The sequence below is a fragment of the Peribacillus sp. N1 genome (assembly GCF_054600815.1).
In genome coordinates, this window is sequence record NZ_BAAHZO010000002.1 from 22,391 (window position 1) to 40,222 (window position 17,832).

Here is a 17,832-nt window from a genome sequence, read left to right on the forward strand (position 1 = left end):
TTAAGAAATCGGAAACCCTATTTAAAGTGTTTCCGATTTCCATACATCCCTTCGATCATGTAAGGATGATTTTATTCATGGCAGCAAAACCAGCAACCAAATCACTGATTTCCTTCATTAAGGATAAACGGTTATTACGGATTGCTTCATCATCTGCCATGACCATTGTATTCTCGAAATACGACTCTATTTCCGATTGAAGCGAAACAAGCTGTTCAAACCGCTCATTCTCATCTCTAGATTCCATATAACGGATTGCCACTTTTTTATATTTTACATATAACGCATTTTCTTGATCATTTTCAAAGGCAGAAGGATCAACTGTCACCTTATTGTCACATTTAACGGCAATGTTCATGACCCGACTTAATGCTTCCAGGCTTTCCTTAAACCCTGCCTCTTCCTTTTTAGCATCCAAGACATGTGCACGTTCCACGATAGAGTGGATATAACCGATCTCATTGAACAGAACTGCATCAATCAAATCGTAACGGATTTGCTGTTCTTGAAGCAGGTGTTTGACACGCGCTTTAAAGAATGTGAACATATCCGCTTTAACTTCTTCAAGATCACGATTTAAGATGCCTTTTGATTCCAGTCCTTTAAGGCCTAAAACAATAAGCTCCTCTAGTGAAATATTCCATTTCTTCTCCGCTAGGATTTGGACGACACCGCTCGCCTGCCTTCTTAATGCGTAAGGATCCTGGGAACCGGTCGGAATGACGCCAATAGCGAAGAATGAAGACAAAGTATCAATTTTTTCAGCTAAACTCACAACCGCACCAATGACTGAAGGCGGTACATTGTCATCCGCATGTCTTGGCATATAATGTTCATTGATAGCCGCGGCCACTTCTTTGGCTTCACCTTTTAAGAGCGCATATTTTTCACCCATATACCCTTGCAATTCAGGGAATTCATAAACCATTTGACTCACCAAATCGAACTTGGCAATTGCCGCTGTCCGAAGCGCCATTTCTTTTTCCGCCTTTAAATTCAAAGCATCCGCAAGGTCACCCGTCAGAGCAGTTACCCGGGCAGTTTTCTCGGCTAATGTACCGATTTCTTCATGATAAACGATGCTGTCAAGCTTTTTCAAAGCATCCGAAATCTCTTTTTTCTGATCCTCTTTATAGAAGAATGCTGCATCAGATAGTCGGGCACGCAATACTTTTTCATTACCTTTAGAAACCTTATCCAAATGGCGGTCATCGCCGTTACGCACGGTTACAAAGTGAGCAAGCAGTTTCCCGTCCTGATCTTTAACAGGGAAATAACGTTGATGTTCCTTCATCGATGTGATAAGCACCTCAGCTGGGAGCTCAAGGAATTCTTCTTCAAAATTTCCAAATAACACCGTTGGATACTCTACCAAATTATTGACTTCTTCAAGCAGATCTTCATCGACTGGGATGATCCAGCCTTTCTCCTGCTCAAGCTCTTTAATCTGATCCAATATAACTTGCCGGCGTTTATCTGGATTCGCCATAACAAATTGTTCTTTTAGCGTATCTTCGTACAGTTCCGGCAGTTCGATGCTAGCGCTATCGCCCAAGAAACGGTGTCCTTTTGTTTCACGGCCCGTTTCCACATCAGCAATGCTGAATGGCACAATGTCATTGCCGAATAAGGCAATCAGCCATTTAATCGGACGGACGAAGCGGAGCTCCTGATTGGCCCAACGCATATTTTTCGGAAACGTCATGCCGCTGATGATTTCAGCAAGCTCAGATAAAAGCTGAACGGTCTGCTGTCCTTTTATGAATTTATTCACATGGACATATTCCACACCCTTGAGTTCTTTAAAATAAATGTCCTCTGAAGTCATTCCTTGACCCCTGACGAATCCCAATGCCGCTTTAGACCAGTTGCCTTCGCTGTCCAAAGCGATTTTCTTAGCCGGGCCTTTTGCTTCTTCTTCGATATCCTTTTGGGACTCTTCCACGTCTTTCACCAGTACGGCCAAACGTCTTGGTGTGGAAAAAGCTTCAACCGTTCCGAATTCAATCGCTTTTTCCTTTAGCCATTGCTGCACCTTATCTGACAACTGTTTCATTGATGCTGTCACAAAACGGGCAGGCAGCTCTTCCAATCCAATCTCCAATAACAAATCACGCTTGCTCATTTGTATTCTCCCCTTTCACTTTCAGAATCGGGAAGCCTAATTTTTCCCGCTCTTCATAGAAGGTCTTGGCAACCTTGCGCGCTAGGTTACGGCACCGGGCAATATAACCCGTTCTTTCCGTCACCGAGATGGCACCTTTGGCATCCAAAAGGTTAAATGTATGTGAACATTTCAAAACATAATCATATGCGGGATGTACAAGACCTTCTTCCATTTGGCGATGCGCTTCCTTTTCATACATCGTGAAAAGCTGAAACAGCATATCAAGGTCGGAGGTTTCGAACGTATATTTCGAATGTTCGTATTCCGGCTGTCCAAATATATCCCGAACTGTGAATCCATCTGTCCATTCCAGGTCAAATACGTTTTCCTTATCTTGAATGTATGAAGCGAGACGTTCGATCCCGTATGTAATTTCCACGGAAACCGGCTTGCACTCAAGACCGCCCACTTGTTGGAAATATGTAAATTGCGTTATTTCCATTCCATCAAGCCACACTTCCCAACCGAGACCGGCACACCCTAGTGATGGGTTTTCCCAGTTGTCCTCCACAAAGCGAATATCATGCTCAAGCGGATTTATCCCTAAAGCGCGTAAAGAATCCAAATATAATTCTTGGATATTGTCAGGCGACGGCTTCATGATCACTTGGAACTGATGGTGCTGATACAGTCGGTTAGGGTTCTCACCATAACGACCGTCAGCAGGACGGCGTGATGGCTCCACGTAAGCAACGCTCCAAGGCTCCGGTCCAATGGCTCTCAGGAACGTGTATGGGCTCATCGTTCCTGCCCCTTTCTCGACATCATAAGCATTCATCAATATGCAGCCTTGTTCAGACCAATGCTTTTGTAACGTTAAAATCATATTTTGAATATTCATCGTACACCTCCAGGTTATTTAAAACGGCTCTTTTTAAAATCAGGTCGGAACCCATCACATTTGGGCAAACAAAAAACTCCCGTCCCTATGCGAAATGCATAGGGACGAGAGTATACCCGCGGTTCCACCCTAATTGCCGTTTATAAAACGGCCTCTTTTCAAAGCAACATGCTCCGGAAACGCCCTTCCCTGTAAATCCATATCCCGGCTTCCACCGTCCCGGGTTCGCTTTTTATGGAGAATGACAGATACTCTTTTCCATCAACGCAATCTTCTTATTTTGATGTTTAGAATTTTATACAAACTAACAAGGAATGTCAATAGGTCAGATCCTAAAACATATCTTTCATCGTATCAATCTGATTCAGGAACTTTTTTGATTTCAAGTTCAGACCTGAATATTCCTCATAATAAGCATCGATGATCTTTCGCAGTTCTTTTTTCGTTTCAGGCTTGACGGAAATGTTTCCGAGCCTTGATAAATCGAAATAATAAAAGATTCGCAGCAATTTGACAGCTGCAGCTGAAATTTTATAATGATAAGGGTCTTTCCCCAGGCAGCGGTGACAGATAAAGCCCGCTTCCCGAAGCGAGAAGGAGAATTCCCCTTCCGTTTCACCACATACAGCACATTGATTCAGCACTGGGTTAATCCCATTGACGGGCAGCATCTTCATTTCAAAAATGAATTTCAATACCTCTGCGTCATATTCTTCGTTTATGTAATGCAAGGTTTGCGAAAGCAACTCATACAAATATGGATTCGGTTTCTTATCCTCGACACTTTTATCAAGCAATTCAACAATATAAGAAGCATAAGCAGTGGCAAAAAGATCCTCCCTTATGAAACGGAGTGAATCGACCATTTCGCCTTGCTGAAGACTTCCGAGTCCGGTTGATGTAGTTACAAGAAAATACCCGGAGCAAAAAAGCTGTGTGACGGCAGAAAGCCTGCTGTTAGGTTTACTGGCCCCTCTAGCCATAACGCCGATTTTTCCTAGCTCACGGGTATATATAGTAATGATTTTGTTATTTTCTCCATATGCAGTTCGCCTTATGACAATGCCCTCACATTTTTGGAGCATACCAAGACACCACCCATGCTCGCCAAGGCTAACCTATGAAACGGGAAAATCAATTTCTGCTAGCTCATCATTCAATACCAAGTGTCTTTCCTGTCTTTCGACTTCTATCTCCTTAAACAGCAAATAGGTGTCCACATTACCTGTTTCAGAAAATAATTCCCAGGTAAAATCCAACATATAAAGCCCACCTTTCATTTTTAACTAGCAATATGAATATCCGACCATATGATTAGCTTGACCGTTTTCCGAACTTTCATGACGCGTAAATTTTGTTAATTAATACTCGCTCTCATTGAAGCCATAATCACGAAGTTGGCTTGCTTTATTACGCCAATCTTTCTGCACCTTCACCCACAGTTCCAGGAAAACCTTTGAGCCCAATAAGTTCTCGATATCCACTCTGGCACGGCTACCGACTTCTTTAAGCATTTTCCCTTGCTTTCCGATGACAATGCCTTTTTGTGAATCACGTTCGACAACGATCGTCGCCATGACATTTATGGTGTCGCTGTTATCCATTTTTTTAATCGAATCGATGACAACAGCCACCGAATGTGGAATTTCTTCCCGTGTAAGGTGCAGCACCTTCTCGCGGACCAATTCGGAAATGATAAAACGTTCCGGGTGGTCGGTCACTTGGTCAGCAGGATAAAACTGGGGACCTTCAGGCAGATGTTCCTTGATTTGCTCAAGCAGTGTATCAACGTTATTTCCTTCAAGCGCAGAAATCGGAACGACTGCCGCAAAAGGGTAAAGCTGTTGGTATTTTTCAATGATCGGAAGTAAATCATCCGGATGCATCGCATCGATTTTGTTTACAACCAGGAAAACAGGCGTTTTTACGGATTGAAGTTTTTCAATGATAAACTCGTCACCGCGTCCGTATCCTTCAGTCGCATTGATCATGAAGAGAATCAAATCGACTTCCTTCAATGTATTCGTGGCCACTTTCATCATGAAATCACCAAGCTTATGCTTTGGTTTATGAATGCCGGGTGTATCGATGAAAATCATTTGTGAATCGTTTTGCGTAAGTACACCTTGGACCTTATTTCTTGTAGTTTGCGGTTTATCGCTCATAATGGCGATCTTTTGGCCGATGACCCGATTCAGAAATGTACTCTTCCCAACATTAGGTCGTCCAATAATCGAAATGAAACCTGATTTGTAATCTTTTACTTGTGTATCATTAAATAATTTATCCATTCAAATCCTCCGGTGAAAAAGCTCCTGGAAGCAATTCCTGTACTGTTAATTCTTTTATATCCCCATTTAAGTTGGTCAAAACAACCGGCATATCCTTTTCGCACAGTTCTGAAATAACCTGCCTGCATGCCCCGCATGGAGCAACGGGACCGTCGGTATCTGCCACGACTGCAAGTTTAACGAATTTTTTATCGTCATGGGCATAAGCACTGAATAAAGCTGTCCTTTCGGCGCAATTACACATGCTGTATGCTGCATTTTCTATATTACAACCATGATAGACCTTTCCATCAGCGGTTAAAAGGGCTGCCCCCACCTTAAATTTGGAGTAAGGCACATAAGCTTTATCCCTTGCTTTTTTAGCTTCCTCAATCAATTCCTTTGTATTCAATTCACATCTTCCTTTCAAATTGAGTACCATTTCGGCAACCTACAGGCCAAACTTGGGCAAAAATATAATCAATCCAACTATTATAGAAAATATAGCATATATGAATACAGCTCCGGCTGCAATATCTTTTGCCTGCTTGGCAAGCGGATGGATTTGATCCGTTACCAGGTCCACTACCCTTTCAATCGCTGAATTAACGAGCTCCAAGGTAATCGTGCCGGCTATGGCCGCTAAAATGAAAAGCCACTCCATCCCATTCAATGAGAAGTACCAACCAAAGAATACGACGATGACCGTTAACACGAAATGAATCTTGATATTGCGTTCAGTCCGAACAGCCTCCAAAATTCCCTGACAGGCAAAAGAGAAACTTTTTAGTAAAGGATACCTTTTTTTACCCTTCTCTTGAAAGTCCATATTCTTCCAAGATCTCCTTTTGTTTTGTGAACATCACTTTTTCATCTTCTTCATTCATATGGTCAAATCCTAATAAGTGAAGAAAACCATGCAGAGCTAAAAATCCAAGTTCCCGGTCAAATGAATGACCATATTCTTCAGCCTGTTCCTTCGTGCGTTCAATGGAAATGATGATATCCCCTAACATGCGGGGCATTTCGGCCCCGACAATTTCCACTTCATCTTCTCCCATTTCTTCAAGTGCAAAAGAAATGACATCTGTAGCTGAATCTTTATTACGATATTCTTTATTGATTTCCCGAATCCTATCATTGTCAACAAATGTAACAGACAGCTCGGTGTCTTTTTCAATGTTTTCTTTTCTTGCCGCAAATTGCAGAATGCTTTCAACAAGATGCTGAGCTTCCTCCGTTACTTCGTTCGTTTCATCCATTAAATCGATAGCTAAAATCATTCTTTCACCTTCTGTCCTAATTTATCCGACTCCGGATATTCAATCCTGGAGTGGAAGATACCATTAAGCGATTCACATAAGGAATGCTTCACGATACTCAATTCTCTCATAGTAATGTCACATTCATCAAATTGACCATCAGAAATCCTGTCCTGAATGATGAAACTTACCAGTTCTTCAATCTTCTCCGGCGTTGGGTGCTTCATCGATCTCACTGCAGCTTCCACACTATCGGCTATGCCGATGACGGCTACTTCCTTCATTACCGCCCTCGGTCCGGGATACCGGTAGTCCGCTTCGAGTGTGGACTCATCCTGTTTTTTTGCCTTATGGTAGAAAAATTTCAATAAAGTGGTCCCATGATGCTGCTCTGCAATATCCACAATCTCTTTCGGGAATTTGTGACTGCGAAGCATCTCCCCGCCGTCTACGGCATGGGCAATGATGATATCCCTGCTCGTTTCCGGCTGCAGCCGATCATGCGGGTTCTCTTCATTCATCTGATTTTCGATGAAGAAATGCGGCCGCTTCGTTTTACCGATATCATGATAATAACTGCCGACCCTTGCCAGCAATCCATTCGACCCGATGGCTTCACAAGCCGATTCCGCCAAATTGGCGACCATCACGCTATGATGATATGTCCCGGGAGCCTCTATCAAGATCCTTCGAAGTAATGGATGATTGGGATTCGCTAGCTCGATAAGCTTAATCGATGATAAAATCCCGAAACCAGCCTCGAAAAACGGCAACAGACCCATTGTCAAAACGGCTGCACCCACTCCAGAACCCATCGCAGCAGCAGCATAATACAAGTACTCCATTCTAGTATATTGGCTGTCCATAATGAAGATGAGCGAAAAAACAAATGCCATATTGATTAAAGCCAATAGCAGCCCTGCTACCAGCACCTTTGATTTGAAATTTGGCCTGGATAAAATGATGATTGCCGTCAATCCCCCGAAAATGATATAAAGCCCCATCGAGAAATCCAGATTTCCAGGTGTATCACCATTGAATATAATCGTACCATACGAACCTAACAATATGATCATCGCTACCGCTAACCTATCATTCAATAATATCTTGATGAGCATCGCCGCCATGGCACCCGGGAAAATGTATTCCAAGTTCGAGTTTTTCAGGTCTGCGAGAATGCTGACTGTTTTCATGGTAGCCATTGAAAGGATGAAGACAAGACTGAAGATCAATAACTGATTGTACTTGTTATCCTTTTTGGAAATGGAATAGTAGAAAAAGTAATAAAAAGCGGCAAAAGTCAGGACTATGAATAACAGCAGGCCGATATACGGGTAAATGGTAGACTCCGTATTTAAGAAGCCCGCCAATTCAAGCTGCCTATAAACATCCCTGTCCACTAATTGATTTTCTTCAACGATGATCTGACCTTGAAGGATCCTGATCGGCTCTACGCTTTCAACCGCTTTCCTGCGCTGTTCCTCGGTTTTGTCCTTATCGAAAAATACATTCTGAATGATTGCCGTACGCGCAAGGGAAGTGGAGGCTTTTTTCATATCGCCGCTGATGCTCATATAGCCCAATTCCTCTACAACCTTTTTCTTGGCATTTTCGACGTCACTTGCTGCGATTCGGGAGCTCATCACATTATTCACGGCTGTAATGGTTGAATCCTTCGCTATTTTCAACTCATCTTCATCAGCCTGCACTAATGCAAGGAAAACGGATTCCTCGATATTTTTATTCACTTCATCGGTCAATTTTTCTTTTAATATGGAAACTTTTTGAGCATCCGTCTTTATTGTCTCTTTTTTATCCTCTTTTTCCTCATCTTCTTTATGATCTTCATCGGGTTGCGTTTCTTTATTCACCTCTATCGCTGAATCGAAAATGGATGAAATCAGATCGACTTTATTTTTTGCATATTCTTTTTTTAGAGAATAAACATCCGCCACCTGTTTTGAAATCTCTTCTTTTTCCTGTTCCGTCTTATAGGTATCTTCCACAGTCTTGGTTGAACGGATCGTTTGTTCAGCAGGCTTAAACAGCTCTACCTGGACCCTTTCCGGCTTAACATTGGAGAACATTAACACATAAGCAAACAAACCAAGAATGATGAACAATAGCACTTGAAAAAAGCGATGGACCAACAGCCCTTTTATTTGAGTGAAAAATTTCTGGATACGATTCAAGGAAGGTCCTCCTAATAAAAATGATGTTTATTATTCTAGATATGTAAAATCATAACAGTTTTTATGTGAATTTTCACCTTCGTATTGATAAATGTAAAGCTTCCTTCATTCCATATCCACTTTTTTACCATAAAGTTTGTAATTTAGACACATCAAGAAAAATCCGCCGATTGAAATGGCGGATTTCTTCTTATGACTTCGCCTGCTCGTAAGCAGTAATGATTTTGGCGACAAGCGGATGTCTTACAACATCACTTTGTTCAAAATAAACAAAGGAAAGGCCTTTAACATTCTTCAAGATCTCTTCTACCCTGACAAGACCTGACTTCATGCCTTTTGGAAGGTCAATTTGGGTCCGATCTCCCGTAATGACCATTTTCGATCCGAAACCAAGCCTGGTCAAGAACATCTTCATTTGGGCTTCCGTCGTATTCTGGGCTTCATCCAATATGACAAAGGCATCTTCAAGCGTACGGCCCCTCATATAAGCCAGAGGAGCTATTTCGATCGTTCCGCGCTCTATCATCCTCTGCGTCTGTTCCATCCCTAGAAGGTCATGGAGAGCGTCATACAGCGGACGTAGATAAGGATCTACCTTTTCCTTCAGATCACCAGGCAGAAAACCAAGGCTTTCCCCTGCTTCGACGGCAGGCCGTGTCAGGATGATCCGTTTAACATGTCCATTTTTCAATGCATTGATGGCCATCACTACAGCTAGATAGGTCTTCCCGGTTCCGGCAGGCCCAATTCCAAATACAAGGTCTTGTTTCTTTATTGCCTGGATATAGTATCTCTGCCCGATTGTTTTGACTTTAATGGATTTCCCCTTAGCCGTTTTTGCGATTTCCTCATCATATAATTCGCCGAAATACTCCAATGTGCCTTTTCTTGCCAATTCAATTGCATAAAGCACATCTCTGGAACTGATTGCAATTCCTTTTCTGACCACTGTCAATAACGCCTTGAGGATTTCCTCCCCCATCGTTACCCGCTCGATATCCCCGGCAACACTCACCGCTTCACCTCGGGTTATGACGGAAATGCCTAGCTCCTCTTCGAGCACTTTTACATTTGAATCTCCATTGCCCAATAAAGCGATCGCTTCATTAGGTGATTCTATTTCTAGCTTAATTACTTTCACATCATCTGCCATTCGTTAGTCTCCTTGAATGATTGGCTGTCCAATCGCTATATCTTCAATAACTTGGTAATGTATAGATAATTTTACTTTACCATTCTCCATGCTTTCGTGCAAAATTTTTTCTTCGACGATTTCATCTTCCTCTTCCAAATGCTTTTTCAATTCAGCTTTAGCCATTTTCCTGCCTTCCTCCACGGCTTCTTTCTCCGTATAACTTCGTACAATATCTTCCTTGCTCCTAAAGGTCACTTGTTTATAGGAAATGGGCAGTTCCCATTGAAGAAAGTGAAACGGCCTCATTGTCGTTTCTTTTTCCTGTTTTTCATATCCCGGATCCTTGAAACCCCATACCGGAAGGGAAAAGCCCCCCATTTTTAAAAAGTGCCTGCTCGCTTCATCTCCGTTAAAAACAGAAAACTTGGTTTTTAACGGTACTTCCACTTTCGCTTTATACCACGTTTTCCCTTTTATTACTCCTTGTGCGGATACAATTTCCTGTTTATCCTCTTTTCCAATCCATCCTGAAACAAGAAGCTGTCCCTTTCCCACATAATCATTCACATTAACAATAGATTGTCCTTTTTGAACGAACATATCAGTGATGATCGCTTTTTTAGAAGCTACCAAATTCTGCGGAGATGTTTTCTCGACCTCTTTAGGCTGCCGTTTTTCTACAACCCGAAAATGGTATGTCGTTCCCTTCAGCTCTACCCCTACCCATGTCAATGCACCGATCCGGTCCGACAGCTTACGCTGAATCGTATCCACATCATCAACAAAGAATTGCACTTTACCGATCTTCACGCCCATCTTGTCCAATTCTTTCCGGATGGCATGCTCGGTTGCCGGTTTGGCATCTTGAACCTCGATGCCCCATACCATATTGGAAAGTACGAATATGCATAGCAGGAAAGCGATCATCCCCGCTAAAAACCCGCTGTTTTTCATGACTCTCTTCAATAGGAAAGGGAAACCCTTTCCCTGCATGAACTTTACTTTACAATCGCTCTTACGCATGACCTGACGGAGTTTTGGGATATCCCTGATATCCATATGGAAAATCAGGGATTCACTTCCGACACGCTTCACTTCCCAGATATGAAGCCCCCTTCTCGTCAGCATATTGATCAGCCGTTCTGCACCTTTGCCATAAGCCTTCACCTTTACATAGCCTGTATAATAGTTTGTCCATTGGTTTTTCATGGAGACCTCCCGGGATCATTCATTGATAAAATAAACCTTATCAATTTTGCCTTCGAGCATGATTTCTTCCGGCAAAATCGTCTTTATGACAAAGGCATTTCCCTTTATCAGCAACTGCCCATTTTTCAGCATCAATCGCACTTCGCTGTCTGTAAAAGCCAATAAGCCACGATGGTTTTCAATATAAATATGTAATTGTCCGATCATTGTAATTCGCGGCAGGTCCATCATGACATCTTGCGGAAGGTCCATTGTTTTGGTCATAAGCTGTTTCACTTTTTTTCCCCAATTGCGTGCCATAAAAAAGAACCCCCTTTCATCTCAATGTATGAAATGAAAGAGGGTTCTAGCACAAAATTATAAGGGAATAAAAGTCTATTTTTTCAGGCTTTTAATGACGGGCTTAAAAAAGCCCAGTCTCCGAATCACCTTCTGGATCTATGAAGACTTCTCTTCGCCCTTGGCGGTCCCAGCACTTCTGACATGATGATGCCATCAATCAGCTGTTTTTTGCCAAAAGACGGTCCTTTGCGATAGACCGGACTGTTTTTATCAGAAATCGTTGATGTAAGTTGATCTGCTTTCGCTTTTTGATATAAACGCTCTTGATCGTACTTCTGCTGAAGCCGTCTAAGCTCGGTAATCCTTTTGTTCGCTTCGTTCTTCGTCTCATCGATCACTTCAACAGCCTGTGCTGCCTGCTGTTCGACTTTCCTTACGGGAGGAGGTGCATGCTTTTGCTGCTGATTCCCTTGCGGCATTTCACCTTGAAGCTCCCGCATGACCTCCTGCCATTTCTTTTTCGGAGGCGTGCCAGGATCTTGAGTCTGCTTTTTCTTTCCTAACATGGACGTTAAAACACCGATCAAGACAATGATAAGGAATGGGTTCTCGAGAAAGAAATCAATAAAACCTCCCATTTAAAGACCTTCCTTCCCTGACCTAATTATTATTTTGGTTATTGTTGTTATCTTTTGGATTTTCGGATATTTTACTGATGGAATCGCGCATATCAGTGTCAGCCGTGATATTTTGGATATTCATATAATCCATCACTCCAAGGTTTCCGCTTTTCAGTGCATCAGCCATGGCCAACGGAACTTCGGCTTCGGATTGAACAACCTTCGCTCTCATTTCCTGAACACGGGCAACCATTTCCTGTTCAAGTGCAACAGCCATCGCACGGCGTTCCTCGGCCTTTGCCTGGGCTATCTTTTTATCAGCTTCGGCTTGGTCAGTCTGTAATATGGCCCCGATATTTTTACCGATATCCACTTCAGCGATATCAATGGAAAGTATTTCGAATGCCGTTCCTGAATCCAACCCTTTTGATAAAACCGTTCGTGAAATCAAATCGGGGTGTTCCAGTACATCCGTATGCATTTTCGAAGCACCGATCGTCGATACGATCCCTTCGCCTACACGGGCAATGATCGTCTCTTCACCGGCACCACCGACCAAGCGTTCAATATTGGCTCGCACCGTAATCCTTGCCTTCGCTTTCACTTCAATACCATTCATCGCCACACCAGAGATGAACGGGGTTTCAATCACTTTAGGGTTAACACTCATTTGAACGGCTTCCAATACATCACGGCCGGCAAGGTCAATAGCTGCACCCCGTTCGAAAGGTAACGTGATATTGGCTCGCTCTGCAGCAATTAATGCATTCACCACTCGATCGACATTACCGCCTGCAAGGTAATGGCTCTCCAATTGATTCGTTGAAACATTGATTCCAGCCTTATGGGCCTTGATAAGAGGATTGACGACCCTGCTTGGTATAACACGGCGAAGCCTCATTCCAACTAATGTAAATATGCTGATTTTGACTCCTGCCGCTAAAGCGGAAATCCATAGCATTACTGGTACGAATGTGAAAAATACTGCCAATACGATGATAGCAGCAATCACTGCCAGTACAATAAATATCGTTCCTGAAGTTATCACTTAATGATTCATCCTTCCTGTATCTTTTAATTTTAATTTGAATCCGGTATTTCCCGGACGACTACCCTTGATCCTTCAACTTTCACGATAACGATTGATGAACCTTTGGAAATAAAGCTTCCTTCGGTCACGACATCCACTCTTTCTTCTTTGACCAAAGCAGTTCCTGAAGGCCTCAAATCTGTAAGGGCCTTCCCTTCAACACCTAATAAATCCAAACGATTCGGATTGCTGACATACCCTTGTTCCGTTTTTGTTGCATCGGTTAATATCATTTTCCTGAAAAATTTCATCTGTTTTCCAAACACCTTTACAAGTAGGATGAATACCAAAATGGATACGGTGACCGCAATTAGCAAGGATATCGTCATATGGACCGGATCTCCTGTCGCGAGGAATAGACTCCCCACTATCGCTGTAAATCCGAGCAGCCCGATAATCCCCCCTGGGATAAAAAATTCAATGAGTACGAGAATGACCCCAATGATGAACATCGCTAACGATTCGTATCCGGTGATACCGGCGACAAGATGACCATAGAAGAATAAAACAAGACTGGTGATTCCAATGACCCCCGGAATTCCAAAACCGGGTGAAAACAATTCCATCACAATCCCGATTCCCGCTATCGTTAATAAAATGGGTACGACGATCGGGTTGGTCAAAAAGCGGGCAAGTTTCTCAGGAAAGCTTTCTTCGATTGACCGAATATCAGCATCCTCAACTCCAAGTATACTATACAGCTCCGCTTTCCCAGAGACGGTGCCTTCACTATATCCAGCCTTTTTTGCCTGTTCGGCTGTAAATGTCAGCAACTTTCCTTTTTCCGCTCCATATTCGGGTAGATCGATGTCAACATCCGCCATCGCCTGGGCGTAAATGGGATCACGTCCATTTTGTTCTGCAGCAGTCTTCATGGCTGCTAACCAATAAGATTGCGCTTTCTTACCTGCAGCGTTCCCTGTAGAATCAATTACAGCGGCAGATCCCATGGTGGCACTCGGAACCATATAGATCTCATCTGCACTTAGAGAAATGTATGCCCCTGCAGATAAGGCCCTGTTATTGACGTAGGCAACTGTCTTGATTGGTGAATCGGACAGTAACTTTGCAATTTCCCCTGCTGCATCCACAGCACCTCCAGGAGTATTCACCTCGAAAACGACAAGGTCTGCATCAGCTGCTTCAGCAGTGGTAAGCGCGCGTTCCAAAAATGCCGAGAGTCCCTTTTCCACCGTTTCTTCTATTGGTACATGGTAAACGATCTTCTCGTTTGCAGATACCGTCGATCCCCCAAAAGAAGACATGGTGAACAGCAATCCAAATAAGAGTACAGATAAATAACGCCAAATTTTCAACGGAACGCCCCCTTTCCCGCATTAAACGCGGTAAGTGCCTCCAATATTCAGGAGGAAAACCTACCAGTAAATTCAGCACTCAACTAAATTCGAATAAGGAGCAAATAAAGCAACCCTTTACTCTGTTCTTTAGTTATTACGTATGTATATGAAAAAGGTTTCAAAAAAAGCAAATAAAATTAAAAGTGCCCCTATTATCTTGGGCATCGTTTCAATAATATACGCATAAAATTCATGAAATACACAAAAACCACAGGCAAATTGCCTGCGGTTAGGTTTCGAGTTTTAAGTTTAGAGTTTAAGATAGATGTTGTTGTACTAATTTGTTTACTAGAGAACCATCCGCTTTACCTTTAACTTTAGGCATTAAAGCTCCCATAACTCGCCCCATATCTGCTTTGGATGTTGCATTGACTTCTTCAATCGTTTGTTTAACGATATTAGAAATGTCTTCTTCTGAAAGTTGCTCAGGCATATATGCCTCTACGTATACTAGTTCGGTGCGGACTTTATCCACGAGATCTGAACGACCTGCGTTTTCAAACTCCTGGAGGGAGTCTTTGCGTTGTTTTAATTCGCGAGAGAGCACTGTCAATTCTTCATCATCTGTTAAATCTTGCCTCTGCTTCAATGCTTCGTTTTGAATGGAAGCCTTCAGCATCCGAATAACAGATAGTTTGTCCTTTTCCTTGTTCTTCATCGCTTGTTTCATATCATTATTTAAACGCTCGAGAAGACTCATCTTTCCACCCTCTCTTAGAATTTACGTTTTCTTGCAGCTTCAGACTTTTTCTTACGTTTTACGCTTGGTTTTTCATAAAATTCACGCTTCCTAGCTTCCTGAAGCGATCCTGCTTTAGATACAGTACGTTTGAAACGACGAAGAGCATCTTCAAGCGATTCGTTTTTACGAACGACGGTTTTAGACATCTCTTTCCCTCCCTCCGAAAACAACACACTAACTCAAGTTGTCAACATGTTATACATGTACTAAACAATTATAATATATCATCTTTAGCAGGTCAACCAATAAAATCAAACTTATTTTGAATATCATCATGTTATTATCATAATTTTTCACTAAACAATCTTTCACTTGCATGAAAATCCAATTTATAGCATGTCTCCCGTTAATGGGCCATAAGCTTACTAAGAGGTGACAGTCATGCATGAGCTATTTTTATTCTTATTATTCATCGCGATATTTTTGGCGGGTATGTCAGTTTTACGCATCGGACTGTTCAATATGTCCGGTGCTGCATTAAAAAATTTTCTCTCGAAGGTAACGGATAAGCCATGGAAAGGCTTCATGGCCGGAACCATCTTTACGGGGATCCTGCAGAGCAGCTCGGCGGTCATGGTCATGACGGTCGGCCTCGTTTCCGCAGGGAGCTTAACGTTCCCGCAAACAATCGGGATTATTCTTGGAACGAATATCGGATCCACCTTTACAGCAGAGTTCATGACCTTTTCCTTGGGTCGTTGGATCATTCCCGGTGTCGTAAGCGGCGCTTTTCTTTGCTTCATGCCAAAAGCATTACCGAGAAGCATAGGGATGTCCCTGATTGGAATCTCGGCCATCTTCGCGGCGATGAGCGGTTTTAAAATGCTTTCGACACCGATTGCAGCCTATTCTTCGATACAAACGCTCATCCATTACATAGAGGATCATATGAGTTATGCCCTATTAGCCGGGATATTATTGACCGCACTCATTCACTCCAGTTCGGCAACCATCGGGATAGCCATGAGCTTTTTGATGAACGGGGAGTTATCCGTCTCCTCCGCAATCATCATCATGCTCGGATCGAATATTGGCACTTGCATCACCGGATACATGGCCAGCATCGGTTCTGGCAGACAAGCTGCCTTCACAGCTTATGCACATATTTGGCTAAACGTCATCGGGGTTGCCGCATTCCTGCCTTTTGTGGACATTCTGGAAAGCGCCGCTGCCTTTTTCACCGAAAACAAGGGGACACAGCTCGCCCATGCCAGTGTGATTTTCAATATCTTGACTTCTTTGGCCGTCTTGCCATGCTCACGGCAATTCTCCAACCTCATTCTTTTGGTGCATCGGCAACACTTAAAGAAATAAAGAGCTGTCCAAAACTCATTAGAGACTTTCTTATGGGCAGCTTCAGGGGAAGATGGACATAATGTGTAGCTGTAACAGATATAAAAGGATAAATGATTACCGGGAGGTTTTTAGCTAATCTTTTTATAATTAACTTTATGGTTTATTAAGCTCAAACCACTCAATATAACAGCAGCTAATATCTAAATCCACAAACCTATATTAGGTAGATGAAAAACGATTACTGCCATTATATATAAAAGAAAGTAAATCCCGTTTTTTCATTTTCCTCCCCCTGTTCATGCATTTAATATAAGTCTGTTTACTCCCTGTTTGATACCCCTAATATCCATTGAATCCACAATAAACTTTTTTCTGAATTTATAGGTTCCAAAAATGACAAGTAAAAGTCCAAAATTGAAACGTTTCTTCTTTTTCAAGGAAATAAGCGCAATGCATTGCACAAAGGCATGGGCACTCGATTTATAATCCGTTTTATGGAAGTAATAAAAAACAGGCGGAGAAAAATAATTCATTTTTCTCCGCCTGTTTTATTTTAAGGACTTATTATACGGTCCCTTACAAAATCAATAATCGGAATCAGCCGTTAAGCCCTTTACGATGGAAACACCTGCACTCGCACCAATTCTTGTTGCACCAGCTTCAATCACTTTCTGGGCATCGCTCGTGTTGCGGACTCCGCCTGAAGCTTTGACACCGATATCCGGGCCAACTGTTTTTCTCATAAGCGTGATATCTTCAACAGTCGCTCCGCCGGTCGAGAAACCAGTTGATGTTTTCACAAAATCCGATCCGGCTTTTACGGCCAATTCACATGCACGGACTTTTTCTTCATCAGTCAATAAAGAAGTTTCAATGATCACTTTTGACAGAGCCTTACCAGTGGATGCCGCTACAACAGCACGAATATCCCGCTCTACCAACTCATCATCCTTGTCCTTCAATGCGCCGATATTGATCACCATATCGACTTCGTGAGCGCCATTGGAGATGGCGTCTTTCGTTTCAAAAGCTTTGGTTTCCGGTGTGGTTGCACCTAGAGGGAAGCCGATAACGGTACAAACTTTCACTTCTGAACCTTCCAAAAGTTCGCTTGCATATTTCACCCAAGTTGGGTTCACGCATACGGAAGCAAAGTTATACTCTCTAGCTTCTTCGCATAATACCTTTATTTGCTCTTTGGTTGCATCTGCTTTTAATAACGTGTGGTCAATTAAACCTGCTACATTTTGTGACATTAATAAATCCTCCTCAAAAACAATCTATACCTAGTTGTACGTACCTCTCATAATACCATAGTTTATCCACTTTGACGATATATATAGTCTTTACCCGAAAGTGCCAAGATAA

At 42.5% G+C, this 17,832-nt stretch carries 20 protein-coding genes and 1 other annotated feature; of the genes, 1 reads left to right on the top strand and 19 read right to left on the bottom strand.

The features are described from left to right. Positions 1-55 precede the first annotated feature (55 nt). The 17 genes from glyS to rpsU all read right to left on the bottom strand — a co-directional run bounded on the left by glyS (position 56) and on the right by rpsU (position 15,314). Complete coding sequence (gene glyS, locus ACYP5M_RS08565; protein WP_459734913.1) at positions 56-2,125, bottom strand: glycine--tRNA ligase subunit beta; 2,070 nt, start codon at positions 2,123-2,125, stop codon at positions 56-58. Further along, positions 2,112-3,008 carry a glycine--tRNA ligase subunit alpha gene (gene glyQ / locus ACYP5M_RS08570; RefSeq protein WP_034308488.1) on the bottom strand — a complete coding sequence of 299 codons (897 nt, stop codon included), beginning with the start codon at positions 3,006-3,008 and terminating at the stop codon, positions 2,112-2,114. Before glyQ ends, glyS begins: the two co-directional genes overlap by 14 nt. Positions 3,009-3,105: 97 nt before the next feature. After that, positions 3,106-3,282 (bottom strand) — a binding site (T-box leader). Positions 3,283-3,340: 58 nt separating this feature from the next. Then, a complete protein-coding gene (gene recO / locus ACYP5M_RS08575) occupies positions 3,341-4,093 on the bottom strand; it encodes a DNA repair protein RecO (protein ID WP_101222595.1) in 753 nt (250 codons plus the stop codon). A gap of 33 nt (positions 4,094-4,126) precedes the next feature. After that, positions 4,127-4,270 (bottom strand): YqzL family protein, encoded by a 144-nt coding sequence (locus tag ACYP5M_RS08580; RefSeq protein WP_101222596.1) that lies wholly within the window; start codon positions 4,268-4,270, stop codon positions 4,127-4,129. A 99-nt stretch (positions 4,271-4,369) separates the two neighbouring features. Further along, positions 4,370-5,299: a GTPase Era gene (era, locus tag ACYP5M_RS08585; RefSeq protein ID WP_101222597.1), complete on the bottom strand. Its 930-nt coding sequence runs from the start codon at positions 5,297-5,299 to the stop codon at positions 4,370-4,372. Then, positions 5,292-5,690, bottom strand: coding sequence for a cytidine deaminase (locus tag ACYP5M_RS08590; protein WP_101222598.1), 399 nt, complete (start codon positions 5,688-5,690; stop codon positions 5,292-5,294). The genes era and ACYP5M_RS08590 overlap by 8 nt, the downstream gene beginning before the upstream one ends. 39 nt (positions 5,691-5,729) lie before the next feature. Then, positions 5,730-6,107, bottom strand: coding sequence for a diacylglycerol kinase family protein (locus tag ACYP5M_RS08595; protein ID WP_137019114.1), 378 nt, complete (start codon positions 6,105-6,107; stop codon positions 5,730-5,732). Further along, positions 6,085-6,561, bottom strand: coding sequence for an rRNA maturation RNase YbeY (gene ybeY, locus ACYP5M_RS08600; RefSeq protein WP_101222600.1), 477 nt, complete (start codon positions 6,559-6,561; stop codon positions 6,085-6,087). The genes ACYP5M_RS08595 and ybeY overlap by 23 nt, the downstream gene beginning before the upstream one ends. Continuing rightward, on the bottom strand, positions 6,558-8,732 hold the full coding sequence (locus tag ACYP5M_RS08605) for an HD family phosphohydrolase (RefSeq protein ID WP_101222601.1): 2,175 nt from the start codon (positions 8,730-8,732) through the stop codon (positions 6,558-6,560). Before ACYP5M_RS08605 ends, ybeY begins: the two co-directional genes overlap by 4 nt. 190 nt (positions 8,733-8,922) lie before the next feature. Then, positions 8,923-9,885, bottom strand: coding sequence for a PhoH family protein (locus tag ACYP5M_RS08610; protein ID WP_034308506.1), 963 nt, complete (start codon positions 9,883-9,885; stop codon positions 8,923-8,925). A gap of 3 nt (positions 9,886-9,888) precedes the next feature. Next, entirely contained in the window at positions 9,889-11,076 is a 1,188-nt protein-coding gene (yqfD, locus tag ACYP5M_RS08615; protein WP_459734914.1) for a sporulation protein YqfD, read from the bottom strand. Between the two features lie 15 nt (positions 11,077-11,091). Then, entirely contained in the window at positions 11,092-11,376 is a 285-nt protein-coding gene (yqfC, locus tag ACYP5M_RS08620; RefSeq protein WP_034308511.1) for a sporulation protein YqfC, read from the bottom strand. Between the two features lie 125 nt (positions 11,377-11,501). Continuing rightward, positions 11,502-11,996, bottom strand: a complete 495-nt coding sequence (locus tag ACYP5M_RS08625; protein WP_260358109.1) for a hypothetical protein — start codon at positions 11,994-11,996, stop codon at positions 11,502-11,504. 22 nt (positions 11,997-12,018) lie between these two features. Beyond that, positions 12,019-13,008 carry a flotillin-like protein FloA gene (floA, locus tag ACYP5M_RS08630; RefSeq protein WP_413020384.1) on the bottom strand — a complete coding sequence of 330 codons (990 nt, stop codon included), beginning with the start codon at positions 13,006-13,008 and terminating at the stop codon, positions 12,019-12,021. Positions 13,009-13,058: 50 nt separating this feature from the next. After that, positions 13,059-14,378 (bottom strand): NfeD family protein, encoded by a 1,320-nt coding sequence (locus ACYP5M_RS08635; RefSeq protein ID WP_397315433.1) that lies wholly within the window; start codon positions 14,376-14,378, stop codon positions 13,059-13,061. Positions 14,379-14,682: 304 nt separating this feature from the next. Next, complete coding sequence (locus ACYP5M_RS08640) at positions 14,683-15,126, bottom strand: GatB/YqeY domain-containing protein (protein ID WP_101222605.1); 444 nt, start codon at positions 15,124-15,126, stop codon at positions 14,683-14,685. Positions 15,127-15,140: 14 nt separating this feature from the next. Next, a complete protein-coding gene (gene rpsU, locus ACYP5M_RS08645; protein ID WP_028391853.1) occupies positions 15,141-15,314 on the bottom strand; it encodes a 30S ribosomal protein S21 in 174 nt (57 codons plus the stop codon). A 235-nt stretch (positions 15,315-15,549) separates the two neighbouring features. Between rpsU and ACYP5M_RS08650 the strand changes: the two genes are divergently transcribed. Further along, a complete protein-coding gene (locus ACYP5M_RS08650; protein WP_459734915.1) occupies positions 15,550-16,482 on the top strand; it encodes a Na/Pi symporter in 933 nt (310 codons plus the stop codon). 278 nt (positions 16,483-16,760) lie between these two features. On the opposite strand, the gene ACYP5M_RS08655 is transcribed toward ACYP5M_RS08650, so the two are convergent. Both ACYP5M_RS08655 and deoC read right to left on the bottom strand, forming a co-directional pair. After that, positions 16,761-16,997: a hypothetical protein gene (locus ACYP5M_RS08655; protein WP_459734916.1), complete on the bottom strand. Its 237-nt coding sequence runs from the start codon at positions 16,995-16,997 to the stop codon at positions 16,761-16,763. Between the two features lie 51 nt (positions 16,998-17,048). Further along, a complete protein-coding gene (gene deoC, locus ACYP5M_RS08660) occupies positions 17,049-17,720 on the bottom strand; it encodes a deoxyribose-phosphate aldolase (RefSeq protein ID WP_230177031.1) in 672 nt (223 codons plus the stop codon). Between the last annotated feature and the right edge of the window lie 112 nt (positions 17,721-17,832).